Annotated in this window: 23 protein-coding genes and 5 pseudogenes; 15 read left to right on the top strand and 13 right to left on the bottom strand. The window is 68.7% G+C overall.

What is annotated here, in order from left to right; all coding sequences use genetic code 11:
• The first annotated feature begins 486 nt into the window (after window positions 1-486).
• A pseudogene (locus AMETH_RS38175) lies at window positions 487-1,293 on the top strand (IS5 family transposase).
• Window positions 1,294-1,660: 367 nt separating this feature from the next.
• Here AMETH_RS38175 and AMETH_RS23535 read toward each other — a convergent pair.
• The 4 genes from AMETH_RS23535 to AMETH_RS23520 form a co-directional block, all read right to left on the bottom strand.
• Window positions 1,661-2,626: a PDR/VanB family oxidoreductase gene (locus AMETH_RS23535; protein ID WP_017983620.1), complete on the bottom strand. Its 966-nt coding sequence runs from the start codon at window positions 2,624-2,626 to the stop codon at window positions 1,661-1,663.
• Window positions 2,627-2,725: 99 nt separating this feature from the next.
• Window positions 2,726-3,220, bottom strand: coding sequence for a Rieske (2Fe-2S) protein (locus tag AMETH_RS23530; protein ID WP_017983619.1), 495 nt, complete (start codon window positions 3,218-3,220; stop codon window positions 2,726-2,728).
• Between the two features lie 4 nt (window positions 3,221-3,224).
• A complete protein-coding gene (locus tag AMETH_RS23525) occupies window positions 3,225-4,358 on the bottom strand; it encodes an amidohydrolase family protein (RefSeq protein WP_017983618.1) in 1,134 nt (377 codons plus the stop codon).
• 16 nt (window positions 4,359-4,374) lie between these two features.
• The gene (locus AMETH_RS23520; RefSeq protein ID WP_017983617.1) at window positions 4,375-5,496 is read right to left on the bottom strand and encodes an amidohydrolase family protein; all 1,122 of its coding nucleotides are present in this window, start codon (window positions 5,494-5,496) and stop codon (window positions 4,375-4,377) included.
• 381 nt (window positions 5,497-5,877) lie between these two features.
• On the opposite strand from AMETH_RS23520, the gene ilvC reads away from it, so the two are divergent.
• Window positions 5,878-6,891, top strand: a complete 1,014-nt coding sequence (ilvC, locus tag AMETH_RS23515; RefSeq protein WP_017983616.1) for a ketol-acid reductoisomerase — start codon at window positions 5,878-5,880, stop codon at window positions 6,889-6,891.
• Between the two features lie 99 nt (window positions 6,892-6,990).
• Window positions 6,991-7,719 (top strand): GntR family transcriptional regulator, encoded by a 729-nt coding sequence (locus tag AMETH_RS23510; RefSeq protein ID WP_017983615.1) that lies wholly within the window; start codon window positions 6,991-6,993, stop codon window positions 7,717-7,719.
• Between the two features lie 72 nt (window positions 7,720-7,791).
• On the opposite strand, the gene AMETH_RS23505 is transcribed toward AMETH_RS23510, so the two are convergent.
• The 4 genes from AMETH_RS23505 to mmsB are packed head-to-tail and all read right to left on the bottom strand — an operon-like array spanning window position 7,792 to window position 12,277.
• The gene (locus tag AMETH_RS23505) at window positions 7,792-9,000 is read right to left on the bottom strand and encodes a CaiB/BaiF CoA transferase family protein (RefSeq protein ID WP_017983614.1); all 1,209 of its coding nucleotides are present in this window, start codon (window positions 8,998-9,000) and stop codon (window positions 7,792-7,794) included.
• Between the two features lie 2 nt (window positions 9,001-9,002).
• Window positions 9,003-9,863: an enoyl-CoA hydratase/isomerase family protein gene (locus AMETH_RS23500; protein ID WP_017983613.1), complete on the bottom strand. Its 861-nt coding sequence runs from the start codon at window positions 9,861-9,863 to the stop codon at window positions 9,003-9,005.
• Between the two features lie 11 nt (window positions 9,864-9,874).
• Window positions 9,875-11,338: an aldehyde dehydrogenase family protein gene (locus AMETH_RS23495; RefSeq protein WP_017983612.1), complete on the bottom strand. Its 1,464-nt coding sequence runs from the start codon at window positions 11,336-11,338 to the stop codon at window positions 9,875-9,877.
• Between the two features lie 51 nt (window positions 11,339-11,389).
• Complete coding sequence (gene mmsB / locus AMETH_RS23490) at window positions 11,390-12,277, bottom strand: 3-hydroxyisobutyrate dehydrogenase (RefSeq protein WP_017983611.1); 888 nt, start codon at window positions 12,275-12,277, stop codon at window positions 11,390-11,392.
• 91 nt (window positions 12,278-12,368) lie between these two features.
• Here mmsB and AMETH_RS23485 point away from each other — a divergent pair, with 91 nt between their 5' ends.
• The 3 genes and pseudogenes from AMETH_RS23485 to AMETH_RS23475 all read left to right on the top strand — a co-directional run.
• On the top strand, window positions 12,369-13,274 hold the full coding sequence (locus AMETH_RS23485) for a LysR family transcriptional regulator (protein WP_017983610.1): 906 nt from the start codon (window positions 12,369-12,371) through the stop codon (window positions 13,272-13,274).
• 323 nt (window positions 13,275-13,597) lie between these two features.
• Window positions 13,598-14,956 (top strand): MFS transporter, encoded by a 1,359-nt coding sequence (locus AMETH_RS23480; RefSeq protein WP_017983609.1) that lies wholly within the window; start codon window positions 13,598-13,600, stop codon window positions 14,954-14,956.
• Window positions 14,957-15,110: 154 nt separating this feature from the next.
• Window positions 15,111-15,836, top strand: a pseudogene (locus AMETH_RS23475) (biotin/lipoyl-containing protein); the annotation flags it as partial.
• A 51-nt stretch (window positions 15,837-15,887) separates the two neighbouring features.
• Here the strand turns inward: AMETH_RS23475 and AMETH_RS23470 are convergent.
• From AMETH_RS23470 to AMETH_RS23460, 3 genes are read right to left on the bottom strand one after another with little or no spacing between them, the layout of a single operon-like run.
• Window positions 15,888-16,517 (bottom strand): GntR family transcriptional regulator, encoded by a 630-nt coding sequence (locus AMETH_RS23470; RefSeq protein WP_017983607.1) that lies wholly within the window; start codon window positions 16,515-16,517, stop codon window positions 15,888-15,890.
• Between the two features lie 32 nt (window positions 16,518-16,549).
• A complete protein-coding gene (locus AMETH_RS23465) occupies window positions 16,550-17,251 on the bottom strand; it encodes a FadR/GntR family transcriptional regulator (protein WP_017983606.1) in 702 nt (233 codons plus the stop codon).
• 43 nt (window positions 17,252-17,294) lie between these two features.
• Window positions 17,295-17,834 carry a gamma carbonic anhydrase family protein gene (locus AMETH_RS23460; protein ID WP_017983605.1) on the bottom strand — a complete coding sequence of 180 codons (540 nt, stop codon included), beginning with the start codon at window positions 17,832-17,834 and terminating at the stop codon, window positions 17,295-17,297.
• A 102-nt stretch (window positions 17,835-17,936) separates the two neighbouring features.
• On the opposite strand from AMETH_RS23460, the gene AMETH_RS23455 reads away from it, so the two are divergent.
• From AMETH_RS23455 to AMETH_RS23445, 3 genes are read left to right on the top strand one after another with little or no spacing between them, the layout of a single operon-like run.
• A complete protein-coding gene (locus tag AMETH_RS23455; RefSeq protein ID WP_017983604.1) occupies window positions 17,937-18,710 on the top strand; it encodes a (Fe-S)-binding protein in 774 nt (257 codons plus the stop codon).
• Window positions 18,707-20,227, top strand: coding sequence for a lactate utilization protein B (locus AMETH_RS23450; protein ID WP_017983603.1), 1,521 nt, complete (start codon window positions 18,707-18,709; stop codon window positions 20,225-20,227). Before AMETH_RS23455 ends, AMETH_RS23450 begins: the two co-directional genes overlap by 4 nt.
• Complete coding sequence (locus AMETH_RS23445) at window positions 20,224-20,880, top strand: LutC/YkgG family protein (protein ID WP_017983602.1); 657 nt, start codon at window positions 20,224-20,226, stop codon at window positions 20,878-20,880. Before AMETH_RS23450 ends, AMETH_RS23445 begins: the two co-directional genes overlap by 4 nt.
• A 313-nt stretch (window positions 20,881-21,193) precedes the next feature.
• On the opposite strand, the gene AMETH_RS38170 is transcribed toward AMETH_RS23445, so the two are convergent.
• On the bottom strand, window positions 21,194-21,412 hold the full coding sequence (locus tag AMETH_RS38170) for a TetR family transcriptional regulator (RefSeq protein ID WP_156131720.1): 219 nt from the start codon (window positions 21,410-21,412) through the stop codon (window positions 21,194-21,196).
• Window positions 21,413-21,415: 3 nt separating this feature from the next.
• On the opposite strand from AMETH_RS38170, the pseudogene AMETH_RS42730 reads away from it, so the two are divergent.
• Together AMETH_RS42730 and AMETH_RS42725 are read left to right on the top strand one after the other, a co-directional pair.
• Window positions 21,416-21,791 (top strand): annotated as a pseudogene (locus AMETH_RS42730) (transposase); the annotation flags it as partial.
• An 84-nt stretch (window positions 21,792-21,875) separates the two neighbouring features.
• Window positions 21,876-22,092 (top strand): annotated as a pseudogene (locus tag AMETH_RS42725) (IS701 family transposase); the annotation flags it as partial.
• 308 nt (window positions 22,093-22,400) lie between these two features.
• Here AMETH_RS42725 and AMETH_RS23435 read toward each other — a convergent pair.
• Entirely contained in the window at window positions 22,401-22,655 is a 255-nt protein-coding gene (locus AMETH_RS23435; protein ID WP_017983601.1) for a J domain-containing protein, read from the bottom strand.
• Between the two features lie 192 nt (window positions 22,656-22,847).
• On the opposite strand from AMETH_RS23435, the gene AMETH_RS23430 reads away from it, so the two are divergent.
• The 4 genes and pseudogenes from AMETH_RS23430 (at window position 22,848) to AMETH_RS23415 (ending at window position 24,818) form a co-directional block, all read left to right on the top strand.
• Window positions 22,848-23,057, top strand: a complete 210-nt coding sequence (locus tag AMETH_RS23430) for a CsbD family protein (RefSeq protein ID WP_017983600.1) — start codon at window positions 22,848-22,850, stop codon at window positions 23,055-23,057.
• A 235-nt stretch (window positions 23,058-23,292) separates the two neighbouring features.
• Window positions 23,293-23,655, top strand: coding sequence for an STAS domain-containing protein (locus tag AMETH_RS23425; RefSeq protein ID WP_157628488.1), 363 nt, complete (start codon window positions 23,293-23,295; stop codon window positions 23,653-23,655).
• A 53-nt stretch (window positions 23,656-23,708) separates the two neighbouring features.
• Window positions 23,709-24,279, top strand: a pseudogene (locus AMETH_RS23420) (RNA polymerase sigma factor).
• Entirely contained in the window at window positions 24,270-24,818 is a 549-nt protein-coding gene (locus tag AMETH_RS23415) for an Asp23/Gls24 family envelope stress response protein (protein ID WP_017983597.1), read from the top strand. Before AMETH_RS23420 ends, AMETH_RS23415 begins: the two are co-directional and overlap by 10 nt.
• Window positions 24,819-24,846 lie beyond the last annotated feature (28 nt).

Below are 24,846 nucleotides of genomic sequence, written 5' to 3'. Positions count from 1 at the left end.
CGCCGGTTGGGCGTGATCGGTTACAGGGTTGACAGCACCCGCCCCGGCTGTGGGCGGCTGTGGATCGCGGGGATGGTGCCGCCTGGTTGGTCCCGAAGGCCAGCGAGGGCGGCCGCGCGTTGGGACCAGCTTGGGACCACACGACCTGCGCGCGGCCGGACAACATGCAGTTCGACGAACTGCACGCCACCCGACCTAATGGAGCTTGACCTGCGAAAACAACTACTCCAACGTCCTGGGGGTCAAGGGGTCGCAGGTTCAAATCCTGTCAGCCCGACGGTCTGGATGAGCCCGCTGGCTCTGGGTGGAAGCCCAGGTCGGCGGGCTTTTTCGTGTTTCCTTCACGTTCGCTCGGCCTTGTCGATTTCAAGATCAACAGGGGTGTCAAGGAGCGATTCTGGAGTGGATCATGCTTCTGGCGGCAAATGGGGTCGCCTAAGAGGGTGTCTCACTTGGATCAAGGGGGTGCGCGGGCAAGATCATGGCGTGCTGGACGAGTTGTCGCGGGGGCTGGTGCCCGACGAGTTGTGGGCGCTGGTTAAGCAGCTCATTCCACCGGGCAAGACGCGTCCACAAGGTGGTGGAATGTCACGGGTGGACGATCGGGTGGTGTTCACCGCAATCGTGTTTGTGCTGACCAGCGGGTGTGCCTGGCGTCATCTGCCGCCCAGCTTCGGGTCACCGTACCGACGGTGCATCGCCGGTTCACCGAGTGGCGAGGCCGGGCTGTGGTGGCAGCTGCACGGGGCAGTGCTGGACGAGCTGGGCGGCAAAGGCATGATCGATTGGTCGCGCGCAGTCCTGGACGGAGCATCCGTCAGGGCGAAAAAGGGGGCGAACGGACCGGCCCGAGCCCGGTCGACCGCGGCAAACCCGGCTCGAAGATCTACGCTCTGTCCGACCGAGCCGGCCTACCCCTGACTGTCGGTATCTCCGCGGCTAACACCCACGACAGCTACGCGCTCAAGCCCCTGGTCAACGCGCTGCCGGCGATCCGCTCCCGGCGCGGACCCCGGCGACGGAAACCGATCAAGCCGCACGCGGACAAGGCCTACGACATTCCCGCGCTGCGCGACTGGCTCCGCCGGCACGGGATCATCCCGCGCATCGCCCGCAAAGGGCATCGAATCCGGCAACAAGCCCGGCAAACACCGGTGGGTCATCGAACGGACGATCGCCTGGCCGACCGGCTACCGGCGCTTGACTACCCGCCACGAACACAAACCCAGCCACTTCCTGGCCTTCCTCACCCTCGGCGCCGCCATCACCCGCTACAAGAAACTCGCCAAATGAGACACGCTCTTAGCGCGCGTTGGTGACTGTGGCGCCAGACATTTGCGTCGGGCGGCGGCGTTCGTTGGTAGCCGCGGTGTGCAGGCAGGTTTCAGCCGTCCTGCGTCGATCCCTCGTCACGTTGCACGTTCACCTGCTCGCACCTGAAGCACCACCGCGAAACATCGCTTGGATACGGGCCACAGATGAGGGACTCGGTCCGGACGGCTGATCGCTCCGGTCCTGCGGCTGCGGCGTGCCGACCGAGGAGCCGCATGATTCTCCAAGCGCTCGCCGGCGATCGAGATGCGGGTTTGGCTCGGTTCGACGGGGGGAGGCACCGCTGACCACCCCCCGGTCAGGGCGGACGCGATGTCGATGGTGAAGTTCACAGGTCCAGGATCAGGGTCTTGGAGCAGGACCGGGAGCAGCACGGCATGATGACTTCGCCGGACTCCTTCTCCTGGGGTGTCAGGTAGGAGTCCCGGTGGTCCGGTTCGCCTTCCAGCACCACGGTTTCGCAGGTGCCGCATGTCCCTTCCCGGCAGGAGGTGGGGATGTGCACGCCCGCGGCTTCGACAGCGTCGACGATGGATTGGTCCGGCGCGACGGTGAGCGTGATGCCGGAGTAGTCCAGGACGACCTCGAATTCGGTGTTCTCGCCCTCGAGTGCGCCGTCCTTCGGGCGGAAGCGTTCCAGGTGCAGTGCGCCGTCGGGCCATGCCTCGCACCGTTGTTCCACGGCGTCGAGCAGGCCGCCGGGGCCGCAGCAGTAGACGGCGGTGCCGGCCTGGGGTGTGCCGAGGATCGTGGGGAGGTCGAGGTGGCCGTGGACGTTTTGCGGCCAGTAGGTGACGCGGTCGCCGTACGGGGTGAGTTCCGCCCGGAATGCCATGGACGCTTCTTCCCGGCCCCCGTAGAACAGGTTCCACGGCTTCCCCGCTGCCTCGCACTGCCGGATCATCGGCAGGATCGGGGTGATGCCGATGCCGCCGGCGATGAACAGGTACCGCTCGGCCTCGGTTAGCGCGAAGTTGTTGCGGGGGCCGCGGCAGAGGATCTGGTCGCCGACGGACAGCTTCTCGTGCACGTGTGCCGATCCGCCACGGCTTTCGGGTTCGCGCAGGACTCCGATGCGCCAGCTGCGCAGGTCCGTGGGGTCCCCGCACAGCGAGTACTGGCGCTCCAGGCCGGGAGCGAGGACGAGGTCGATGTGCGCGCCGGGTTCCCATGCGGGCATTTTGTCGCCGGAGGCGGGTTCGAGCCGCAGGGACTTGATGCCGTCGGCCTCGGGCACGATCTCGGCGACGACCGCGGGCACCTCGGCGGGGCCGCGAGGGAAGGTGTGCGTCATCGGAAACCATCCATTTCGGGAGGTGCGGCCAGCATCGGGTGGCCGTGGAAGCCCCGCCGGGCCGGTCGCTGGTGCCGGCCCAGCGGGGACGCAGGAGGATCAGGCTCGGGACTGGGCCTGCGCGCGGGAGCCGCGCGCAGGGCGTCGTCGGCTGGTGTCGACGACGACCATGTCGTCTTCGACGCTCACCGCGTAGCCCTCCATGACGAACGGCCCCTTCTGCCGGCCACCGTCCGGGTCGACCACGTCCGCGGGCGAACCGGGGACGACTTCGACGTCGTACTTGCGCACGCGCGCGTTGCGCGGGTCGAAAAAGGACTCACCGGTGCGGATGTCGTACTCCCAGGCGTGCCAGGGGCAGCGGATCGCGCGGTTGCGCTCGTAGGAGATGTCGCCGTCCGGCTTGTCCGCGTCGGAGACCCCGAAGACCGTGCCGAAGCTGCACAGCGCCGCCCCGGCGTGCGGGCACTGGTCCAGTAGCGCGAAGTATTCGCCGTCGACGTTGAACACACCGATCTTGCGGCCTTCGAGTTCGACGATCTTGCGCTCGCCCGGTTCGATCTCGGAGGTGCCCGCCACCACGTACTTCGGCATGTGATCAGCCCTCCAGCCCGAAGAACCGCAACCCGTTGGTACGCATGATCTTGTCGCGCAGGTCGTCCGGGAAGACGCTGGGGAAGACGGTCTCGGGCGAATCGAAGTCGAAATGCGGGTAATCGGAAGCGAAGACCACGTTGTCCGGGCAGAACTCTTCGATCATCTCGGCCAGGTGCTTCGGGTTCTCCGGCTCGTCGATCGGCTGGGTCGAGGCGAAGATGTGGTCGCGGATGTACTCCGAGGGCTTGCGCTGCAGGTCGGCGACCTCGCCACGCAGGGTCTTCCAGTGGTAGTCCAGCCGCTGCACCAGCGGAGCGAAGTGCACGACGTTGCCCTCGACGAACATGACCTTCAGGTCCGGGAACCGGTCGAAGGTCCCGGTGAGGATGAGGCTGAGCATCTGCGACTGCAGGCTCTGGGTGTGCCCGACGTGGTACTCGGTGTGGTAGGAGGTCCACCCGGTTCCGGTGTTGGCGTGCCCGCCGCCCTGGGACAGGTGGAACTGGATCGGCAGGTCGTGCGCGACGGCGGCCTCGTAGATGGGCCAGTACTTGCGGCTGCCCAGCGGTTCCAGGGTCTTGCTCAGGCCGAGGATCGACACGACACCCGGGTTGGAGCCCACTCGCTCGATCTCCTTGACCGCGAACTCGGCGGCCTCGAACGCGACCGGGGCCGAGGCGCGCAGCCGCGGCTCCGGGTAAACCAGGTGCTCGAGCTGCCAGTCGTTGATAGCCCGGGTGAGCACGTCGGCGACCCGCGGGTCCAGCGCCTGGCTGGCCGGGTTCAGGGTCTGCCCACCGGGGGCAAGGCACTGCAGCACGCCGACGGTCACGTTGTACGGGTCGAGCAGCTGGGACCGGATCAGCTCCAGCGACGATCCGGGGTAGGAGCCGTCGTCGGGCCACGCGTCGTTGCGCATGGCGCCGCCGTACATCTGGGGGTACTCGGTGACGTGGGTCAGGCCGTTGGTGGTGCGCACGCCGTACTCGTGGATGTGCCGGCGCCACCGGTCGGGCAGGTAGCTCGCGATCAGGCCTTCGCGCGGCACGGGGTGGATGTCGACGTCGAAGATCCCGGTACCGAGCCGGGCCTCGCCCACGGGGGCGGCGGAGGGGGCGTGGTCGATGGCAGTCATGGCGGTGCCGCCTTTCTCACTCGTGGCCGGGGACGCTGAGCTGGTACAGGTCCCAGGCGTTGTGCCGGTAGATGCGGTCGATCAGCTCGCTGTCGGACGTGCCGGCTTCGATCTGCCGCGGCCCGGACGCGTGGTTGTGGGGGTAGTCGCTGGAGTAGACGAGCATCTGGTCGCTGCCCATCCGCTCGACGATCCGATCGAGGCCCCCGGGTTCTTCGGCGCCGTCGGAGGGGGCGGTGGTGAACTTGAAGTGCTCGCGGATCAGCTGGGACGGTGCGCGGTCCAGCCAGGGCACGTCGTGCCGGTAGCTCTTCCACAGCTTGTCGAACTTCCAGATGAACGCCGGCAGCCACTGGAATCCGACCTCGGAGACGACCACCCGCGTGCCGGGGAACTTCTGCAGCACGCCTTCGGACACGATCGAGTTGATCTGCGCCTCGAGGTTGGACTGCTGCCCGACGTACCACTCCAGGTAGGAGGTGGGCCATCCGACGGACGTCGGGGCCTGGCGGAAGACACCGCCCAGGTGGATCGTCACGGGCAGACCCGCCGCTTCGGCCGCTTCCCAGATCGGCCAGTTGATCTGGCGTCCGTAGAGCAGTTCGGACTGCCCCAGCAGCAGGACCTGCACGAACCGCTTGTCGCCGGCGCGGTGGGCAATCTCTTCGGCGGCGAGCTCGGGGGTGCCTTGCGGCACGACGATCGAGGCGCGCAGGCGTTCGTCCTGGGCCAGCCACTCGTGCGCGATCCAGTCGTTGAGCGCACGGGCGTGCGCCGCTTCGCGACGCGGCTGGTGCATCTGCTGGATGCCGTAGAGGCAGTTCAGGATCGCGAAATCGGTGTGCCCGTCGGCGAACACGTCGGCCACCAGGTCCTCCACCCGGGTGGCGGCGCGGCCGTCGTCGTCGGTGCGCAGACCCGGTCGCTGGGCGATCGGGGAGTGGCGCGGGTGGTAGTTCGGTTCGTAGTTCGGTGACAGTGCACCGATCAGCTGGTCGCCCCAGTACTCGTCCAGGTAGGGGAGGAACGCCTCCGGGGTGGTCAGGATGGGGTGGACGTCGCAGTCGACGACGGCCGGACGGGTACCGGGCGGAGGCGCGGAGCGTTCCTGCTTCTCGGCAACGACGGTGTCAACCATGTTCGGAACAGACCTTTCGAGTTCTTGGCCGTGGAGTGGGCGGGGAGTTGCGCGGGAACCGGGGGCGCCCGTCCAGACGCGACTGGCGCGGGCCGCGAGGTAGGCGTTCGCCGGGAGGGGGAGCCACGGCAGGCGGGACGGTCATGATCCGCCTCCACCACTCGCCACTGTGGATCCAGGATCAAGGATACGGCTCGGGATCACGTGACGCAAGGCACGTGGATCCAGGATCTCAAACATGCAGGTCGAGCGACCGGCTCGCCGTCGTGTGCAAGTCCGTATACAAGGCTCCTGGATCCAGGAGCCGGGATTCGGGTAGCGTGCGGTACGGCTCCGCGATGACGCAAGCCGCTTGAAGACCGTTCGGAAGGAAGTGCAGCGATGTCCGCCACCGTCTATTACGACGCCGACGCAGACCTAGGGCTCTTGCAGGGGCTGAAGGTCGCCGTCATCGGCTATGGGAGCCAGGGGCACGCCCACGCTCTCTGCCTGCGCGACTCCGGCGTCGACGTCCGGGTGGGGCTGCCCGAAGGGTCGAAGTCGCGCCCCAAGGCCGAGGAGGAAGGGCTGCGGGTCCTCACGCCCGCGGACGCCGCCGCGGAGGCAGACGTCGTCTCCATCCAGGCGCCGGACACCGTGCAGCGCACCCTGTACGCGCAGGACATCGCCCCGAACCTGCGGCCGGGCAACTTGTTGCTGTTCAGCCACGGCTTCAACGTCCGCTACGACTACATCAGCGCGCCCGAGGGTGTGGACGTCGCCCTGATCGCACCGAAGGGGCCTGGGCACCTGGTGCGGCGGCAGTTCGTCGATGGGCACGGGGTCCCGGCGCTCGTCGCCGTCGAGCAGGACGCCTCCGGCCGGGCCCTGGAGGTCGCGCTCGCCTACGCCAAGGCGCTGGGCGGCACGCGCGCCGGCGTCATCAAGACCACGTTCGCCGAGGAGACCGAGACGGATCTGTTCGGTGAGCAGGCCGTTCTCTGTGGTGGCACCTCGGCCCTGATCGAGGCCGGCTTCGACACGCTCGTCAACGCGGGATACCAGCCCGAGATCGCCTACTTCGAGGTCCTGCACGAGCTCAAGCTGATCGTCGATCTGATCTACGAGGGCGGAATCGCGCGCCAGCGCTACTCGTGCAGCGACACCGCCGAGTACGGTGACCTCACCCGCGGACCGCGGATCGTCACCGATGACACCCGCAAGGAGATGGCCAAGATTCTCGGGGAGATCCAGGACGGCACCTTCGCGCGCGAATGGATCGCCGAGGACGAGAACGGCAGGCCGAACTTCCTGCGGCTGCGGGCACAGGGACAGGCGCACGGCATCGAGCAGGTCGGGGCCCGGCTCCGGGACATGATGCCCTGGGTCGACCGGAAGATCACCGAAACCGCGTGAGCACGCCGGACACGGCCCGGGTCGGCGACCCGGGCCGTGTCCGGCTCCGGGATCCATGGTCCACTGCTAGATTGGGCGCGGACCGACGAGAGGTGTTACATGGCGAACGAGGGCGTGGCCACGCCAGGGATCGGGGACCTGTCGGCCGAGGTCTCGGCACTGGAGCAACTGCCACCCCGGGACAGCACCGCACTGGTCAGGACCGTTCGCGACCGCCTGCGACTGGCGATCGCCCTGGAGCAGATCCCCACCGGGAAGCTGAACCAGGTCCAGGTCGCCAAGCAACTCGGGGTGAGCCGGATGCCCATCCGGGCGGCGATCCCCGAACTCGTCGCGGAGGGCCTGCTCGAACCACTGGCAGGTGGGGGAGTGGCCGTGCGGGAGTTGACGGCACCCGATGTGCGTCAGGTTTACGACGTGCGGATGGCACTGGAAACGAAGGCCGTCCGCATCGTCGCCGAGCAGGGAACCGACGAGAGCGTCCGCCACATCCAGCAGGTGGTGGACCGGCACCTGCCGGTCTTCACCTCCTACGACACGGCCAAGCTGCTGGCCGCGGACCGCGAGTTCCACATGTCGATCCTCACCGCGACGGACAACAGCCACTTCCAGCGCGCGATCGTGCCGGTGTGGTCCATCGTGGAGCGCGCCATGGTCAGCGTGATGCACATCCGGCACGTCTTCGACAGCGCCTGGCACGAACACGCCGAGGTCGCCCGCGCCCTGGTGGAGCGCGACCCGGACGCCGCCGAAGCCGCGATGCACCAGCACCTCAGCCGTGCCGCCGACAAGCTGGCCACGTCCATCGCGGAGTCCGCCGAGTCCTGACAGCACACGCCCAACGCGAACCGGCTTCCCGCGTCACTCCGCGGGAAGCCGGTTCGCGTTGCGCGGTGGCCGTTATCCGGCGGTGTGCTGCCACTGCACCGCCTGGCCGGTGGCGATCATGTCCGCGACCTCGGCGTCGTCGTAACCGAGTTCGGTGAGGACCTCGTGGGTGTGCTCGCCGAGCATCGGTGCGGGGCGGCGGAGCCATTGCGGGTCCGCGCCGCCGATGTGCACCGACTGACCGAGCACCTTCATCGGGCCGAGCGTGGAGTGCTCGACACGAGCGACCATGTCGAGGCCGGCCGTGATCGGGTGTTCCAGGGCCTCCGGGATCGTGAGGACCGGCCCGCACGGCACACCGGCCGCACCGACTTCGGCGATCCACTCCTCGGTGGTCTTGGCCGACAGCACGTCCTCGATGATCTTGCGGAGCTCGGTCCGGTTGGCCATGCGGCTCGCGTTGTCGGCGAAGCGCGGGTCGGCTTCGAGTTCCTGCATGCCGAGCGCGGAACACAGGCGCTGCCACATCTTCTCGTTGCCGCAGGCCAGCGTCATCGCCGTGTCGCGGGTCTTGAAGGTGCCCTGCGGAAACATGATCGGGTGGTCGTTGCCGTCCTGCCCGGGAGTGACGCCGAGGCTCAGGTACTTCTGCGCCTGGTAGGACAGCAGCGTCAGCATGGACTGCATCAGCGAACCTTCGACCACGGTGCCCTGCCCGGTGCGCTCCCGCTCGTAGAGCGCGGAGAGGACACCGACCGCGCCGAACACGCCGGTGGCGGAGTCGGCGATCGCGATCCCGACTCGCAGTGGGCCGGTTTCAGGCGTGCCGGTGACGCTCATCAGTCCCGACATTGCCTGCGCGGTCTGGTCGAAGCCGGCCAGGTCCGCTCCCGGGGGCCGTTGCCCGAAGCCGCTGAGCGAGACGTAGATCAGCCGCGGGTTGAGTTCGCGCATCTCGTCCGGGCCGAACCCCATCCTTTCGGTGGTGCCCGGCTTGAAGTTCTGCACGAACACGTCGGCCCCGGCGACGAGTTTGCGCAGCGCGGCCTTGCCTTCCTCGCTGCGCAGATCCAGGGCGACGCTGCGCTTGTTGCGGTTGGAGGCCATGTAGTAGACGCTTTCGCCGTCCTGGAACGGCCCGGACTGGCGGGCCGGGTCCCCGGTCGGCAGCGTCTCGACCTTGACGACGTCGGCGCCGAGGTCGGCCAGCAGCATCGTGAGCGTCGGCCCGGACAGGTAGCGGGTCAGGTCGACGACGCGGATTCCGTCGAGTGCGCCCATGTTCAGTCTTCTCCCTTCTGGCCGAACACCGGTGCGCGCCGCTCGGCGAACGCCGCGACACCTTCCTTGAGATCGCTGCCCTCGTAGGCCTCGACGGTGAAGCGCGCGAGAGCGTCGGCGTCGGCGTCGGTGAGCGGGCGCCCGGCCATGCCCGTGACGACCTTCGCCGCCTTGAGCGTGAGCGCCGACTGGGACCTGATCCGGCCCACGAGGCCGGTGACCGCGTCGACCAGCCCATCCGGGTCGGTCAGGCGTTGCACCAGGCCGATGCGGTGCGCGTCATCGGCGGTGATCAGCTCACCGCTGTAGAGCAGGTACTTCAGCTCTGCGGGGCCGATCAGCCGGGCCACCGACACGGTTTCGGTGTACCCGAGTGTGACGCCGAGTTTGCCGATCGGGATGCCGAAGCGCGCCGCGGTCGAGGCGATCCGCACGTCGCAGGCGGTGATGAGCTCGCATCCGCCGCCGACGGCCAGGCCGTGCACGGCCGCGATGACGGGAACGGGCAGGTCGGCCACCGCCCGCAGCGCACGGGCGATCGTCTCGTTGTAGTCGGTCGCCGCCGCCGCGCTCATCCTGGTTTCGGGGAATTCCTTGATGTCGGCACCGGCCGCGAAGGCCTTCGGGCCGGCGCCGCGCAACACCACCGCACGCAGGTTTTCCTGCCGGGCGAGCTCCGTGAAGTCCGATCGCAGCTGTCGCCAGCTCGCCAGGGAGAGCGCGTTGAAGGCCTCCGGCTTCGCGAGGGTGATCACGGCGACGTCGTCGACGGCCTGCCTGGCGATGCGGTCGACGACCAGGGCCGCCGGCGGGTCGGTGCGCAGAATGTCGGCCAGCTCCGCGGTGAAGGCGTCGGTGCTCATGACCGTGGCCCTCACCGGGAGGTGTCGATGGAGACGTGCTTGCGCTCGGTGAAGCTCTCGATCATGCCCTCGAGGGAGAACTCGCGGCCGATACCACTCTGCTTCCAGCCTCCGTAGGACTGGCCGAGCACCTGGCCGCCGCCCTGGTTGACCTGGATCCAGCCGGCGTCGATCGAGTGCGCGGTGCGCAGGGCGCGGCCGATGTCGTGGGTCCAGATGAACGCCGACAACCCGTAGTGGGTGTCGTTGGCCATGCGGACGACCTCGTCCTCGTCGTCCCACGGGATGACGCACAGGACCGGGCCGAAGATCTCCTCCTGCGCCAGCCGCCAGGAGTTCTCGACGCCGACGAACACCGTGGGCTGGACGTAGAAACCCTCCGACAGCGGACCCTCCGTGGGGGGAAGCCCGCCCAGGGCCACAGTGGACTCTCCGCGCTGGAGACCCTCGTCGATGTAGCCGCAAACCTTGTCGAACTGCTTCTTGTTGACGATCGCGCCGATGTCGGTCTCTTCGTCGAGCGGGTCGCCGACCTTGAGCTTGCCCAGGTTGGCGGTGAGTTTGTCCACGAAGGAATCGACGATCGAGCGGTGCACGAACAGCCGGGATCCCGCGGTGCAGGACTGGCCCTGCCGCGCGAAGCGCATGCCGGAGATCGTGCCCTGCGCGACCCAGTCCTCGTCGGCGTCGGGGAAGACGATCTGGGGGTTCTTGCCGCCCAGCTCCAGCGAGACGGGCACGATCCGCTCCGCCGCGGCGGACATCACCCGCTTGCCGACCGCGGTGGATCCGGTGAAGGACAGCTTGCGGACGGCGGGGTGGGTGATCAGGGCTTCGCCCGCTTCGGTGCCGTAGCCGACGACCACGTTCAGCACGCCCGCGGGCAGGAACTCGTGGCAGATCTTGACGATCTCCAGCACGGCCAGCGGGGCGTCCTCGGCAGCCTTGAGCACGAGGGCGTTGCCTGCCGCGAGGGCGGAGGCGATCTTCATGACGGCGAGCTGCACCGGGGCGTTCCACGGCACGATCGCGCCGACGATGCCGATCGGTTCGCGGCGGGAGTAGTCCAGGACGTGGGCGTTGAGCGGGATCGTCTCGCCCTTGACCTCGCTGGCCACCGAGCCGAAGTAACGGAACACGTCGACGGCGAAGGTGACCTCGCCGCGGGACTGCGTGCGCAGCGCGTTGCCGTTCTCGTCGGAGATGATCCGGGCGATGCGCTCGATCTCGGGTTCCAGCTTGTCGGCGATCTGCTGCAACAGTCGGCCGCGAGCCCGCGGCGCGGTGTCGCGCCAGCCCGGGAACGCGCGGCCGGCCGCGTCGACGGCGTCGGCGATGTCCTTCTCGTCGCCGCGGGGCACCTTCGCGATGATCTGCCGGTTGCGCGGGCTCTCGACGTCGATCCAGGCATTGTCGCGTGCGGCGACCCAGGTGCCGTCAATGTAGTTCAGGTACTCGGGAATCGAGGTGGTCATGCTGGTGCTCCTGGTGTTCGGGTACTGGTTGGGCCGGGCGTGTGGTCGAAGTCAGCTCTTGACTTCGATGACCTTCACGACCGCCGAGGAATCGAGGCTGCCGTCGTGCGCGACGAGCTTGTCGAACTGCGCCTTCGCGCTGGAGCCCACAACGAGCTCGACGCCCGCGCTTTCCGCGGCGCTCAGCGCGAGTCCGAGGTCCTTGGCCAACAGGGCGGCGGCGAACTTGGCCTGGTAGCCGTTGTCGGCGGCGGATCCCTCGACGAGACCGGGGCGCGGGGTGAAGTTGTGCAGCGCCCAGGTGTTGCCCGAGGACGTGCTGAGCACGTCGAACACGCTCTGCGGCGTCAACCCCAGCTGCTCCGCGAGGACGAACGCTTCGGCGGTGGCGGCGAGGCTGGCTCCGACGACCATCTGGTTACAGGCCTTGACCGCCTGGCCTGCGCCCGCGCCACCGACGTGGAAGATCCTGCTGCCCATGGCGTCCAAAGCTGGCTGCGCCGCGGCGAGTGCGGCCTCGCTCCCGCCGACCATGAACGTCAACGTGCCCGCGGTCGCGCCGCCGACGCCACCCGAGACCGGTGCGTCGAGGACGAGCAGACCGGCTTCGGTGGCCGCCGCGTGCACATCCCGGCTGGTGGCGACGTCGATGGACGAACAGTCGAGCACCAGGCCGCCCGGCTTCAACCGGGTCAGGGGCCCGTCCTGGGCGAGCAGCACCGCACGGACATGTTCGCCCTTGGGCAGCATGGTGATCAGTACGTCCGCGCCGTCGGCGGCGTCGTTGGCCGAGTCGGCGATCGTGATTCCCGCGGCGGCGGCCTGCTCTCGGATCGCGTCGACGACGTCGTACCCGCGCACGTCATGGCCGGCCTTGATCAGGTTCTCCGCCATCGGCCGACCCATGTTCCCGAGGCCGACGAAACCGAAAACACTCATGCCTTGCACCCCTTCTCGTGACTGTCCCGGTTACTGTCGCGTGGCAGAAAGGCACACTCAAGACGAACATCGGCACCCGGTCTGTGCAAAAATGCACGAGGTGAACCTCGAAGACCTCCGCTACTTCCTGAGCCTGACCCGCTACGGGCGGCTGGCCACCGCGGCCGAACGGCTGGAGGTCGAGCACACCACGATCCGCAGGCGGGTCCTGGCTCTGGAGAAGCAGCTGGGGGAGCGGCTCTTCGACAAGACGCCCCGCGGCTGGACGCTGACCTCCGCGGGGCGGCGGTTGTTGCCCTACGCCCAGCGGATCGAAGCCGAGGCCGACGCCGCCCGCGCCGCGGTGTCCAACGACCGCCACAGTCCACGCGGGACCGTGCGCATCGTTGCCACGGACGGCTTCGGCGGTTCGGTCATCGCCCCGGGGCTCGCCCGGCTGCGCGAGCGGCACCCGGGGATCGCGGTCGAACTCGTGACCCGCATGCACCTCCTCGACTACGGAGTCGGCGAATTCGACCTTGCGGTCACCATCCACCGGCCCGAACGGCCGGGTTTCCACATCGCGCACCTGTGCGACTACGACCTGCGTCTCTACGGCAGTCCCGGCTACCTCGCCGGCCATCCGCGGATCCGTGTGCAGGACGACCTCGCCGACCAGGACCTGGTGTGGTTCGTGCCGTCCCTGCTGGATCTTCCCGAGTTGCAGAGCGCCGAGGACATCGCGGCCAAGGCCAACGTCGTGTTCCGCACCACCAACCTGTTCGCCCAGGTGGAAGCCGCGGCGGCGGGGGTGGGGCTAGGTCTGGTCCCGTGCTTCCTCGCCCATCACGACGACCGCCTGATCCCGGTGCTGCACGACCAGGTGTGGGCGCGTCGCACGTTCTGGGTCATCACCCCGAACCGGCTGCTCAACACCGAGCGGGTCGCTCTCGTGGCCGAGCACCTGGCCGAGACTGCGCGGCTTGCGCAGGACAGGCTGATCCCTTCCCGAAACTGATCACCGCAACGTGAGCTCTTGAATCCGCTGGCCAGAGCGGCGATCTGGATGGCAGCGGCTGGGTGGGCGGGCAGTGACGGATTGACACCCCTCCGGCGGGAAGTTACGGTCCTCACACCGTGGATCCAGGACACAGGATTCAGGACTCACTAGATCAATTCTGGCGAACTCGTCACCGTGAGCACTCACCAGCAGCAAAGGAGCGCTGTGACAACCGTGCCACGACCGCTCTCGTCAGCGACCGCGCACCACCGTGATCGCCCGAGCGCGTCGTCAGCCCAGCCCCCCAACGATTCAGAGCCGAACCGTCCGGAGGTAACCCGATGACCGCCCACCATGACTTCGAGACGGCGGAACGAACCCGGCTCCGGAAGAAGGTCCTCTGGCGGATTTCCCCGTTCGTCGGCCTGATGTACCTGGTCAACTATCTCGATCGGACCAACCTGTCCTTCGCGGCGCCGGCGGGGATGAAGACCGACCTGGGCCTGACCGCGGCCGGGTTCGGTCTCGCCTCGGGTGTGTTCTTCCTCGGCTACCTGCTGCTGGAAGTCCCGAGCAACCTCGCGCTGCACCGCGTCGGTGCCCGTCGCTGGCTGGCACGCATCCTCGTCAGCTGGGGCGTGGTCGCCTCGGTCATGGCGTTCGTCCCGAACGCCCCGTGGTTGTACGCGCTGCGGTTGCTGCTCGGCATGGCCGAGGCGGGATTCGTGCCAGGCGTTCTGCTCTACCTGACCTACTGGTTCCCCAAGAAGGACCGGGTCCGGGCCATGTCGCTGTTCCTGGTGGCGATCCCGCTCACCTCCGTTATCGGCGCACCGGTCGCTAGCGCCCTGATCCAGTACGGGCACGACCTCATCCCCGGCCTGTCCGGCTGGCGGTTCATGATCCTCATGACCGGTGTGCCCGCGGTTGTGCTCGGCCTGATCTGCTGGTTCTACCTGACCGACAAGCCGGCTGACGCGAAGTGGCTGACCAGTCACGAAAAGCAGATCCTGATCGCCGAGCTCGAGCGCGAGCAGGAAGCCGGCGACCGGAGCCACAAGGTCCGCGACGCGCTGCTGCAGCCGAAGGTGTGGTTGCTCGGCCTGATCTACTTCGGCGTGCTGTACGGCATGTACAGCATCGGGTTCTTCCTGCCGACCATCATCGCCGACTTCCGCGAGCAGTACGGCGTGCGGTTCTCCACCCTCCAGGTCGGCCTGCTCACGATGATTCCCTACGGTGTGGCGGCCCTGGGCATGATCCTGTGGGCGCGGCACTCGGACGCCAAGAACGAGGTCGTCCGGCACGTCGCCATCCCCGCCGCGGTCGGCGGTCTGGGCATCGTCGCCGCGATGTACGCCGGCGGCCCGGTGCTGGCGATGGTGGGCATCACGATCGGGACCACCGGCATCCTGGCTTCCATGTCCCCGTTCTGGGGCATGCCCACCCGCCTTCTGACCGGTGCCGCGGCGGCCGGCGGCATCGCACTGGTCAACTCGCTGGGCAACGCATCGGGCTTCGTCGGCCCGTACCTGACGGGATGGCTGTCGGACCTCACCGGGAGCCAGCGCGGCGGGATGTGGATCGTCCTCGTCTTCCTGTTCCTGTCCGCGATCATCTCCATCCTCATGTTCCGGTCGCGGTTCGACGAACGTGCCAACGCGAAGGACACCGCGGCGGTGGAGGAAACAGTCAACTAGGACCGCGTCGCGGACAGGAGAGCTCCGTCTCCTGTCCGCGACGGACTGTGCCTGCTCAACGAAAACCGACGAGGGAATCGATGTTCCGCAAGGTGCTGGTGGCCAATCGCGGCGAGATCGCGATCCGCGCTTTCCGGGCCGCGTAAGAACTCGGGGTGTCGAGCCGGAGAAGTTCGAGGCCGAGCCGAACCGCTACGACATCCCGGACTCGGTGATCGGGTTCCTGCGCGGCGAGCTGGGCGACCCGCCCGGCGGCTGGCCGGAGCCGTTCCGCACCAAGGCGCTGGAGGGCCGCGCCGAGCCGAAGCCGGTCGCGGAGCTGTCCGCCGAGGACCGCGAGGGACTGGCCAAGGACCGCCGCGCGACGCTGAACCGCCTGCTGTTCCCCGGGCCCGCCAAGGAGTTCGAGGAGCACCGCCGCGCCTACGGCGACACCAGCGTGCTGCCCAGCAAGGACTTCTTCTACGGTCTGCGCCCGGGCGAGGAGTACGCCGTCGACCTGGAACCCGGCGTGCGCCTGCTGTTCGAGCTGGAGGCCATCGGTGAGGCCGACGAGCGCGGGTATCGCACGGTGCTCACCAGTCTCAACGGGCAGCTGCGCCCGGTTGTCGTGCGCGATGAGTCGGTGCGGACCGGGGTCAAGGTGGCGGAGAAGGCGGACCGGACCGGCCCCGGTCATCTCGGTGCGCCGTTCGGCGGTGTGGTCACGCTCCTGGTGGGGGAGGGCGAGGCCGTTTCCGAAGGTCAGGTCGTGGCCACGATCGAGGCCATGAAGATGGAGGACGCCATGACCGCCCCGCGCGGCGGTTCGGTGCGCCGGGTGGCGATCGGCGCCGTTCAGCAAGTGGCGGGCGGGGGTCTGCTCCTCGAAGTCGGCTGAGCGTTACCGATCGAGGGGCCGCGGGACGATCGACGCTCCCGCGGCCCCGCCTCACCGGCGGTGCGTGCCGTCCAGGTGGTCGCGCAGGGCGTCGGCGAACGCCGCCTCGTCGCACGACTCCACGATCATGATGAGATTTTCGTGTTGCCGCAGAACCAGGTCGAAGAAGCTGGGATCCGAGCTCACGATCCGCCTGCTCATCCTGCGTTGCCGATCCGCCAGTGAGTTGTAGAAGCGCGCGGTGAGCGCGTTCCTGCCCGCCGCGACGATGGTGCGGTGGAACTTCTCGTCCGCCTCGGAAAAGGCGCCGAGGTCCTGGGAGCGGGCGTATGCGCGCTGGATGTCCAGTGCCTGCCGGAGTTCCTCACAGGCGCGCGTGATGTCGGCGGGCCGGCGAAGCAGTCTGCGCACGGCGGCGACCTCGATCGCTTCGCGAGCGTCGAGGACGTCCTCCGCTTCACCGGCCGGAACGGGCGCCACCACGGCTCCTCGCTTGGGGAACAGGTCGAGCAGCTCCTCGGCCTGCAGCCGCAGGAAGGCCTCGCGCACCGGGGTGCGGCTCATGCCCAGCCGCTCCGCGATCTCGCCCTCGCTCAGGAGCTGCCCTGCGGCCAGCTCGCCGGACAGCACCATCTCCTTGGTCTGCCGGTAGGCACGTTCGGCAGCGGAAGATTCAACCATGCGGACCCTCCGTTGGGTTGCGTGAACGGTTGTCAGAAATGGCTGTGGAACTCGCGTACGTGCTGCTCCATGAGGTCTGCCGCGGCGTCGTCGTCCTGGTCGAGGAGAGCGTCGTAGATCCGGCGGTGCTCGCCGCGCAGCCGGTCGCGCAACGACTCCCAGTCGCCTTGGATGCTCACCGCGCCGAGCAGCAGACCCTGTACCGATTGCCGGATGGCGACGGTGAGCTCGTTGACCAGACGGTTGCCCGCCGCGCCTGCGATGGCGACGTGAAAAGCGACATCGGCTTCGCTGAACTTCTCCGGATCGAGGTCGGCGTCCATCGCGTCCAGCTCGACCTCCATCCGCAGCAGGTCCGCGGCCTTGCGGCGCCGCGCGGCGAGACTCGCCGAGAACCGTTCGAGCATCACCCGTGCTTCGGTGACGTCGTCGACGGGGAACGAGTCGACGGCGAGGTGCAGGGCCAGGACGCGGCCCAGTGCCCGCGCTGGAGCGGGAACCACGGTGGTTCCGGAGCCGTCGCCGGTGCCGACCTGCGACCGGATGACACCCTGTGCCTGGAGGACCCGCATCGCCTCGCGAACGGCCTGCCGGCTCGCGCCGAGCTGAGCAGCCAGCTCCCGCTCGGGAGGCAGCCGGTCGCCGGGACGCAAATCTCCCGACATGAGCCGCCGTTCGACATGGTCCAGCACCATCTCGTAGGTGGGCTGCCGCCCGGAAGTGCTGGTGGACACTTTCACCCTCCCCGTTCGCAAGCACAAACCGCCTCGTCCGGTCTCAGTGTGCTGCACCCGGATCCGCGGCGAGGTCCCGGTACTGCCCGGTCAGTTCGCGGTACACCTCGGCATTGCGGTGCAGCCCCTCGACCTCCTCGTCGGTCAACGTCCGCCGGACCTTGGCCGGCACACCTGCCACCAGCGACCTGGGCGGGACACGCGTTCCTTCCAGTACCAGGGCGTTGGCGGCCACCAGTGATCCGGCCCCGATCGTCGCACCATTGAGGACGGTCGCGTTCATGCCCACCAGGCAGCCGTCCTCGACGGTGCAGCCGTGCAGGACGGCGCCGTGGCCGACGGACACCCCTGCTCCGATGCGGGCCGGAGAACCGGGGTCGGCGTGGAGTGTCGCGTTGTCCTGGACGTTGCTCCCGGGACCGATCGAGATCGACTCGAGGTCCGCGCGGACCACCGCTCCGTAGAAGATCCCGGTGCCGGCCTCGACCACGGCCGACCCGATGACCACGGCGGTGGGGGCGACCCAGGCACCGGACGCGATCGACGGGGTGTGCTGCCCGAATGTGAGCACGTTGTGGGACATCGTTGTCTCTTCCTGTTTCACCGAGGTTGTGCTTGGTCGTACCATACAGCTATCTTGGTCGAACCACACCCTCCGTCCACTTTCTCTGCACCCGGAGGACCTATGTCCAGCGTCGGCCTGATGGTCACGTGCATGAACGACGCGCTGTTCCCCGACACGGGCCGCGCGGTAGTCACCCTGCTGCGGCGCTTGGGCGTCGAGGTCGGTTTCCCCGCGAAGCAGACCTGTTGTGGCCAGCCGATGGTCAACACCGGGTACCTGGACGAGGCGGTGCCGCTGCTGCGGAACCACCTCGACGCGTTCGTTGGCTGCGAGGCGGTCGTCGTTCCGTCCGGGTCGTGCGCCGGTTCCGTACGGCACCAGCACCGGATCTTGGCCGAGCGGTCCGGGGATCCCGGACTGGTACGTGCGGTCGAGCAAGCCCCGCCCGTCTACGAACTGACCGAATACCTCGTCGACGTGCTCGGCGTGGTCGATGTCGGCGCCTACTTCCCGCACCGGGTCACCTACCACCCGACCTGCCACTCACTGCGGATGCTCGGGGTCGGTGACCGGCCCACCCGGCTGTTGCGGGGCGTGCGCGGGCTGACCCTGCTGGAACTCCCTGCCGCGGACGAGTGCTGCGGCTTCGGCGGCACGTTCGCGGTGAAGAACGCCGACACCTCGGTGGCGATGGGCAGCGACAAGGCCCGGCACGTGCGGGAGAGCGGCGCTGAAGTGCTAGTCGCGGGCGACAACTCCTGCCTGATGCACATCGGCGGGCTGCTGTCGCGGGAGCGCTCGGGAATCCGGGTGATGCACCTCGCGGAGATCCTCGCCGCGACCGAGACGACCAGGACGAGGACCACCGAACCGGAGGCGGTGACGGCACGATGAGCGGCACGTTCCTCGGCATCCCGAAGTTCCCCGCGGCGGCGAAGAAGGCACTGTCGGACAGCCAGCTGCGGCGCAACCTCGCGCACGCCACCGGCACTATCCGGGCCAAGCGCGCGGCTGTGGTCGGCGAAGTCGCCGACTGGGAGCAGCTGCGCCTCGCCGGCGAGGCCATCAAGAACCGGGTGCTGCGGCACTTGCCCCACTACCTCGAACAACTCGAGAAGTCGCTGACCGCCGCCGGCGCGACGGTGCACTGGGCCGTCGACGCCGCCGAAGCCAACCGCATCGTCGTCGACATCGCGCAACGCCACGGCACCGACGAAGTCGTGAAGGTCAAATCGATGGCCACCCAGGAGGTCGAACTCAACACTGCGCTCGAAGCCGCGGGCATCCGGGCCTGGGAAACCGATCTCGCCGAGTTGATCGTGCAGCTCGGCGACGACCTACCTAGCCACATCCTGGTCCCGGCGATCCACCGCAACCGCGCCGAGGTGCGCGAGATCTTCCTGGGCAAAATGGGCCGGGTCGGCAAGGCGGCTCCGGACGACCTCACCGACGAGCCGAAGCGCCTGGCCGAAGCGGCACGGACGCACCTGCGCGAGAAGTTCTTGCGTGCCAAGGTCGCCGTGTCCGGGGCGAACTTCGCGGTCGCGGAGACCGGCACCCTCACCGTTGTCGAGTCCGAAGGCAACGGCCGCATGTGCCTGACCCTGCCCGAGGTGCTCGTGTCGGTAGTGGGTATCGAAAAGGTGTTACCGACCTTTCAGGACCTCGATGTCATGCTCCAGCTGTTGCCGCGCTCCTCCACCGGCGAGCGGATGAACCCTTACACCTCGATGTGGACCGGTGTCACTCCCGGCGACGGCCCGCAGGAGGTCCACGTGATCCTGCTGGACAACGGCCGGACGAACGTCCTGGCCGATCCCACCGGCCGCCAGGCGTTGCGCTGCATCCGGTGCTCGGCGTGCCTGAACGTCTGCCCGGTGTACGAGCGAACCGGCGGGCACGCCTACGGATCGGTGTATCCGGGGCCGATTGGCGCGATCCTCACCCCGATGCTGCGGGGATCGGATCCGCAGTCCGACTCCCTGCCCTACGCCTCGAGTCTGTGCGGAGCCTGCTTCGAGGTCTGCCCGGTCCGGATCGACATCCCGGCGGTGCTGGTGCACCTGCGCAGCCGGGTGGTCGACGAGCACAAGGAGGCCTCGGCCCTGCCGTCGGTGCAGGACATGGCCTTCAAGGCGGCGTCGTGGACGTTGGCGTCCTCGCGCCGGACCGCCGCCGCGGAGAAGGCCGCCGGGCTCGGGGGCCGGATCTTGGGCAAGCGCGCGCGGACGGCCCCTGGGGGGCGCGCGGTGTTGGGACCGCTGCCGGGGCCGGCCGCGGGGTGGTCGCAGTCCCGCGACATACCGGTGCCCGCTGCGGAGTCGTTCCGGGACTGGTGGAAACGCACCGAAGGCGGAACGCGCGACACCGGCAGCGCGCCTACCGCACGACGGAAGGGTGGACGATCGTGAGCGCACGCGAGCAGATCCTCGAGCGGGCCCGTCGGGCCCTGGCCGATGTCACCGCGACCGAGCCCGAACTCGACGTCCCGGTGCACCGCCCGCCGCCGCGGCCGGGAAGGCCCGCCGCGCAGGTGCTCGACCTGTTCGCCGAGCAGGTCGCCGACTACCGGGCCGTCGTCGAGCGAACCACGAAGACGGGCGTCGCCGGCGCGATCGTCGGCGCGCTGCACGGCAGGAAACCTCGCGCCGGGGCGGGACCGCTGCGGATCCTTGTCCCACCCGGCTTCCCCGCCGTGTACCTGCCGGCCGGGATCGAGCCCGTGGCCGACGGTCCGGACGTGCCCATCGCCGTACTCGACCGTTGCGACGGGGTGGTGACCACCGCGGCGATCGGCATCGCCGAGACCGGCACGATCGTGCTCGACCACGGCCCGGGCCAGGGTCGGCGCGCCGCGACCCTGGTGCCGGACCTGCACGTGTGCGTGATCCGAGCCGAGCAGGTTGTCGCTGACGTTCCGGACGCTGTTGCCGCCCTCGAACCGCACCGCCCGCAGACCTGGATCAGCGGCCCCAGCGCCACCAGCGACATCGAACTCGACCGCGTCGAGGGAGTCCACGGCCCACGAACTTTGCACGTGCTCATCGTCACCGATGACGCTTGAGGTGCCGGACTGCCGCAGCGACAGGTCCGCGCCGGTGATCGGTCGGCCGGGCAAGGGGCCGGGAGCGGTTCGCAGAGCTTCCATGAGCAAGCGTGGTCGTTCGATCGAACTCGGGGACGGCAGGGGAGGTGGGGCAGGCGGCTCGCGGAGAGCCAGTGAGAACATGATCGCGACATCGCCCGCTCCGACATCGGCGCGCAGTGTGCCCTCCGCCTGCGCCGCCTGAACGAGCCGTTCGAACCCGGACATGAGTTTCTCCCGGTACCGGCGGCCTCGACATTGTGGTGCAGCAGTTCCTTCGCGCGCTGGGAAATCAGTAGCCCTGCACGCTCACGTGCGGCCGACGGCACAACCGGATCAGGCGCGCGCGAGCATCCCATGCCGTCGGCTCCTCGTCTTCCGCTGCATGCATCTCTCGAACAGCTCGGCGGTAGCGCGTGTGCGCGACGGCCCGCAACAGCGCTTCGCGGTGGGGGAAGCGCCGGTAGAGGGTTCCGACGCCGACATTGGCTGAGCGCGCGCTGTCCGCCATGGGATGCAGCGGCTGCTGCGCTGGGCGGATTGGGATATCGACGGCGTCCGCGACGACATGCGCGACTATGTCATCGAGCACCTCGGCGAATCTGGCGGGGTGCTGATCGTCGATGACACCGGGTTTCTGAAGAAGGGCAGGATGTCGGCCGGGGTTCAGCGGCAGTACTCGGAACCGCCGGCCGGATCGAGAACTGTCAGATCGGAACGTTCCTGGCCTATGCCGGTACTCGCGGTCATGCACTGATCGACCGGGAGTTGTATCTGCCCGGGCCGTGGACGCCGATGAAGATCGTTGCCGGCGGGCGGGGATCCCGGAAGGCACCGAATTCCAGACCAGGCCATGCCAGGCGATGGTGATGCTGGCCCGGGCGTTCGAGGCAGAGGTGCCGTTCGCGTGGATCACTGCCGATGAGGCATACGGGCAGGTCAAGTACTCGCGGTTGTGGCTGGAAGCCCACGATGCCGCTTCCCGCCCGGTCCCGGCGGCGTCTATCGGTCGGCGCCGGAGCGCACGGGCCACGGGAGTACGACGGGGCGCGGGTGCCGATCCGGCTCGGCTGGCAGCCTGGGCGGGGACACTGGCCGCTGGCCCGCCGCAAGCTCACCGGCCCAGCCGGGATCGCCTACTACGTTTGCTATGGACCTCGCCGCTCGACGCTGCCGACTCCAGCCGCCCTGCACGCCGCCGTTGACGGCGCCGTGCAGATCAGCGCCGCGCTGGCCAGCCTGGTCCAGACCGTGATGCAACGGGACCTACCACCCTCGACCACACCAGCGGGCCGCTACTGGAGGAACTGTGCGCCGACTTGCGCGCGATGCACGGGTGCCTGATCACCGGGCACAAGCTGCTCGCCCCAGCCCGCGACGACCTGCAGGAACTCGACTGATCACATACTGTGGACATGGCTACGTGAATCGCATGCCAAAGCTGGGTACCTATGATCTCGGACCGTGCCCACGCGGGGCCAACACCTAGCGTTCAGTGTCTACCGGACTCGCGGCGGTTGCCGCCGCCGGCGGCGTCGTTGGCGTAGTGCGTCGATCACCCCGGCAAGGCCCCGGCGGCGGGAGACGAACACGATGCGCTCCCCGCTTGCCTGCTGGGTGGCGTGGAACCGGGCGAGCTGGGTGATGAGCTCGTCCGGATCGCCCCCACGGTCCGGGTGGTGGGTGCGGATCAGGTGGCGGTAGGCCGCCTTCTCTGCGGCCGTCCAGTCCCGGCCGGTGCTGTCCTGGTTCATTCCACTCTCGGGGTTCGGCGCTGGTGCCCTGCCCATCGTAGTGCTGTGAGCAGGTGGTCGGTGGGTGCCGTTCGGGCGGGCCAGTGGTGACAGGTTTCACCGGATCGTGGGCGTGACGCCGGGCAGCCGGGCGGGTCTTTCGATGCGAGTGGTGCACACCAGGGTGCGCCTCGACCGGAGGAGGGATGCCGGATGTCGCTCGGTGACAAGATCGGTAACAAAGCGGAGGACGTGGCGGGCAAGGCCAAGGAGGCCGCGGGCGCGGCGACTGGGGACGAGCAGCTGCGGGGTGAGGGCAAGGCCGACCAGGCCAAGGCCGGGATCAAGGACGCACTCGACTCGGTCAAGGATGCCGTAGGCGACGCCGCAGACAAGCTCAAGGGCGCCGTGAAGAAGGACTGACCTTGGGGCCCAGCCGGGGCGGCGGCGCAGGGGACGTCGCCCCGGCTGTCCGCCGTCCTGCTGCCCGGCGCGGTGGAAATGTGAGACGTGATCGTGTGGGGGACTTGCAGTTGAGCCCGTGGTCGGCCGCCTGGATGATGGCCAGTCCCGTGGCATGGGGGTGGCAGCGTCGGGGCGAGGGGAGGTTGAGTGGATGGTCTCGTCCGGTCCGGAGGAAGTAGGCGACTCCGAGCCAGTGGTGGTCGTCGAGCCGCGTCAGGACGCGACGGTGGTGCACGTCGCCGGCGAGCTCGACATGCTCACCGCACCGCAGGTGGAGGCTGCGGTTTTGCGGGAAGTACGCAGCGCCGCGGACGTGATTGTGCTCGATCTGAGCCGGGTCACCTTCCTCGGTCTGCAGGGCTTGTCGATCATCGTGGTCGCCCAGGAGGAAGCCGGAGACACTGAGGTGCGGGTGGTCGCGTCGACACCGGTGACGCTTCGCCCGCTGCAGCTGACACAGATCGACCGCCTGGTCGATGTTTACGGGTCCCTGGCCGAGGCACTCGCGCCGGCTACTCCGCAACCGGGTGAGCCCGGTCGCTCGGTTCGGCAGTGACGATCCGGACGGTGCCGTGTCGGTAGGGGCGGGACGAGGAGAGACGGCCGCGTATCGGCAGGCCGGTACCTGCTGATACGCGGCCGCTGCCGTTGGATGACGCGACTTTGGTCGCGCGCGCCCGTGATGGTGATGCACGGTCCTATGAGGAGTTGGTGCGGCGCTATCAGGGCCCGATGTTCGGGCCGGCGCTACGGATGCTGTCCCGGCAGGCCGGCGCCGAGGACGTGGTGCAGGAGGTGTTCCTGACCGCGTGGCGGCGGCTGGCGCAACGCCAGGAGGACGCCGCGTTCGTCGGCTGGCTGCACCGCGCCACCACCAACCGGTGCCTGAACGCGCTGCGCGCCCGCAGACCGGTCGCGGAATTGCGACCTGAGCAGCAGGGGTCGCTCGGCTCAACGGGACGTCCTGAGCAGGTTGCGGAGACCTGGGCGCAGATGCGGGCGCTGACGGTCGTTGCAGGAGTTGACGCCGGAGCAGCGGGCGTGCTGGCTCCTGCGCGAGGTGCACGGCCGGTCCCACGAGGAGATCGCGACGACGATCGGCACGACCACGACGGCGGTGCGTGGGCGCATCAGCCGTGCCCGGACGCAATTGGCGGAGGTGATGGCGCCATGGCGATGAACCCGGCCACCCAGGGCTACGCGCTGCCGTGCGGGCGTGACATGGAACAGCTGTGGGAGAGGCTGGAGGAGCTCGGCAACGACCCGCACGAGCGGGACTGCCCGCACTGCCGCGCGGCGCACGGCAGTTTGCAGCTGCTGTGCGAGGCCACCGCCGAGCTGAGGCACGACACCCCCGCGCCGTCGCAGGATCTGACCAGCCGCATTATGGCCGCGGTGCGTGCCGAGGTCCGGCGGCGTGAGCTGCTGCCGCTGCCCACGCACGAGCCGGGCGGGGCGCGGATCAGCGAGCGGGTCGTGGCCGCGATCCTGCGGTTCGCCGCCGACACCGTCCCGGGCGTGCGCGCGCGCCACTGCCGGGTCATGGCCCGGCCCGGTACCAAGGTGGAGGTGGAGATGGAGCTCGCCGTGCGCTACCCCGACACGACGGGGGCGGCCCTGAACCTGGTTCGCGAACGCGTTCCTGCGGCGGCGGGCGCGCGGATCGGGGTGGAGGTGGCCCGGCTCGACGTCAGCGTTACCGACCTTTACGACGGTTGAGAGGATCAGGGGGGCACCAGCCGCATGC

It is taken from the genome of Amycolatopsis methanolica 239 (assembly GCF_000739085.1).
In the GTDB taxonomy this organism is placed as follows: domain Bacteria; phylum Actinomycetota; class Actinomycetes; order Mycobacteriales; family Pseudonocardiaceae; genus Amycolatopsis_E; species Amycolatopsis_E methanolica.
The sequence above is the reverse complement of the archived record's forward strand: the minus strand, read 5'-3'. Positions and strand labels throughout refer to the sequence as shown.

Excerpts from the sequence above, each read along its gene's own strand:
- AMETH_RS23535 (WP_017983620.1), bottom strand. The coding sequence starts at position 2,626 with ATGACGCACACCTTCCCTCGCGGCCCCGCCGAGGTGCCCGCGGTCGTC.
- AMETH_RS23530 (WP_017983619.1), bottom strand. The coding sequence starts at position 3,220 with ATGCCGAAGTACGTGGTGGCGGGCACCTCCGAGATCGAACCGGGCGAG.
- AMETH_RS23525 (WP_017983618.1), bottom strand. The coding sequence starts at position 4,358 with ATGACTGCCATCGACCACGCCCCCTCCGCCGCCCCCGTGGGCGAGGCC.
- AMETH_RS23520 (WP_017983617.1), bottom strand. The coding sequence starts at position 5,496 with ATGGTTGACACCGTCGTTGCCGAGAAGCAGGAACGCTCCGCGCCTCCG.
- ilvC (WP_017983616.1), top strand. The coding sequence starts at position 5,878 with ATGTCCGCCACCGTCTATTACGACGCCGACGCAGACCTAGGGCTCTTG.
- AMETH_RS23510 (WP_017983615.1), top strand. The coding sequence starts at position 6,991 with ATGGCGAACGAGGGCGTGGCCACGCCAGGGATCGGGGACCTGTCGGCC.
- AMETH_RS23505 (WP_017983614.1), bottom strand. The coding sequence starts at position 9,000 with ATGGGCGCACTCGACGGAATCCGCGTCGTCGACCTGACCCGCTACCTG.
- AMETH_RS23500 (WP_017983613.1), bottom strand. The coding sequence starts at position 9,863 with ATGAGCACCGACGCCTTCACCGCGGAGCTGGCCGACATTCTGCGCACC.
- AMETH_RS23495 (WP_017983612.1), bottom strand. The coding sequence starts at position 11,338 with ATGACCACCTCGATTCCCGAGTACCTGAACTACATTGACGGCACCTGG.
- mmsB (WP_017983611.1), bottom strand. The coding sequence starts at position 12,277 with ATGAGTGTTTTCGGTTTCGTCGGCCTCGGGAACATGGGTCGGCCGATG.
- AMETH_RS23485 (WP_017983610.1), top strand. The coding sequence starts at position 12,369 with ATGCACGAGGTGAACCTCGAAGACCTCCGCTACTTCCTGAGCCTGACC.
- AMETH_RS23480 (WP_017983609.1), top strand. The coding sequence starts at position 13,598 with ATGACCGCCCACCATGACTTCGAGACGGCGGAACGAACCCGGCTCCGG.
- AMETH_RS23470 (WP_017983607.1), bottom strand. The coding sequence starts at position 16,517 with ATGGTTGAATCTTCCGCTGCCGAACGTGCCTACCGGCAGACCAAGGAG.
- AMETH_RS23460 (WP_017983605.1), bottom strand. The coding sequence starts at position 17,834 with ATGTCCCACAACGTGCTCACATTCGGGCAGCACACCCCGTCGATCGCG.
- AMETH_RS23455 (WP_017983604.1), top strand. The coding sequence starts at position 17,937 with ATGTCCAGCGTCGGCCTGATGGTCACGTGCATGAACGACGCGCTGTTC.
- AMETH_RS23450 (WP_017983603.1), top strand. The coding sequence starts at position 18,707 with ATGAGCGGCACGTTCCTCGGCATCCCGAAGTTCCCCGCGGCGGCGAAG.
- AMETH_RS38170 (WP_156131720.1), bottom strand. The coding sequence starts at position 21,412 with ATGGCGGACAGCGCGCGCTCAGCCAATGTCGGCGTCGGAACCCTCTAC.
- AMETH_RS23435 (WP_017983601.1), bottom strand. The coding sequence starts at position 22,655 with ATGAACCAGGACAGCACCGGCCGGGACTGGACGGCCGCAGAGAAGGCG.
- AMETH_RS23430 (WP_017983600.1), top strand. The coding sequence starts at position 22,848 with ATGTCGCTCGGTGACAAGATCGGTAACAAAGCGGAGGACGTGGCGGGC.
- AMETH_RS23415 (WP_017983597.1), top strand. The coding sequence starts at position 24,270 with ATGGCGATGAACCCGGCCACCCAGGGCTACGCGCTGCCGTGCGGGCGT.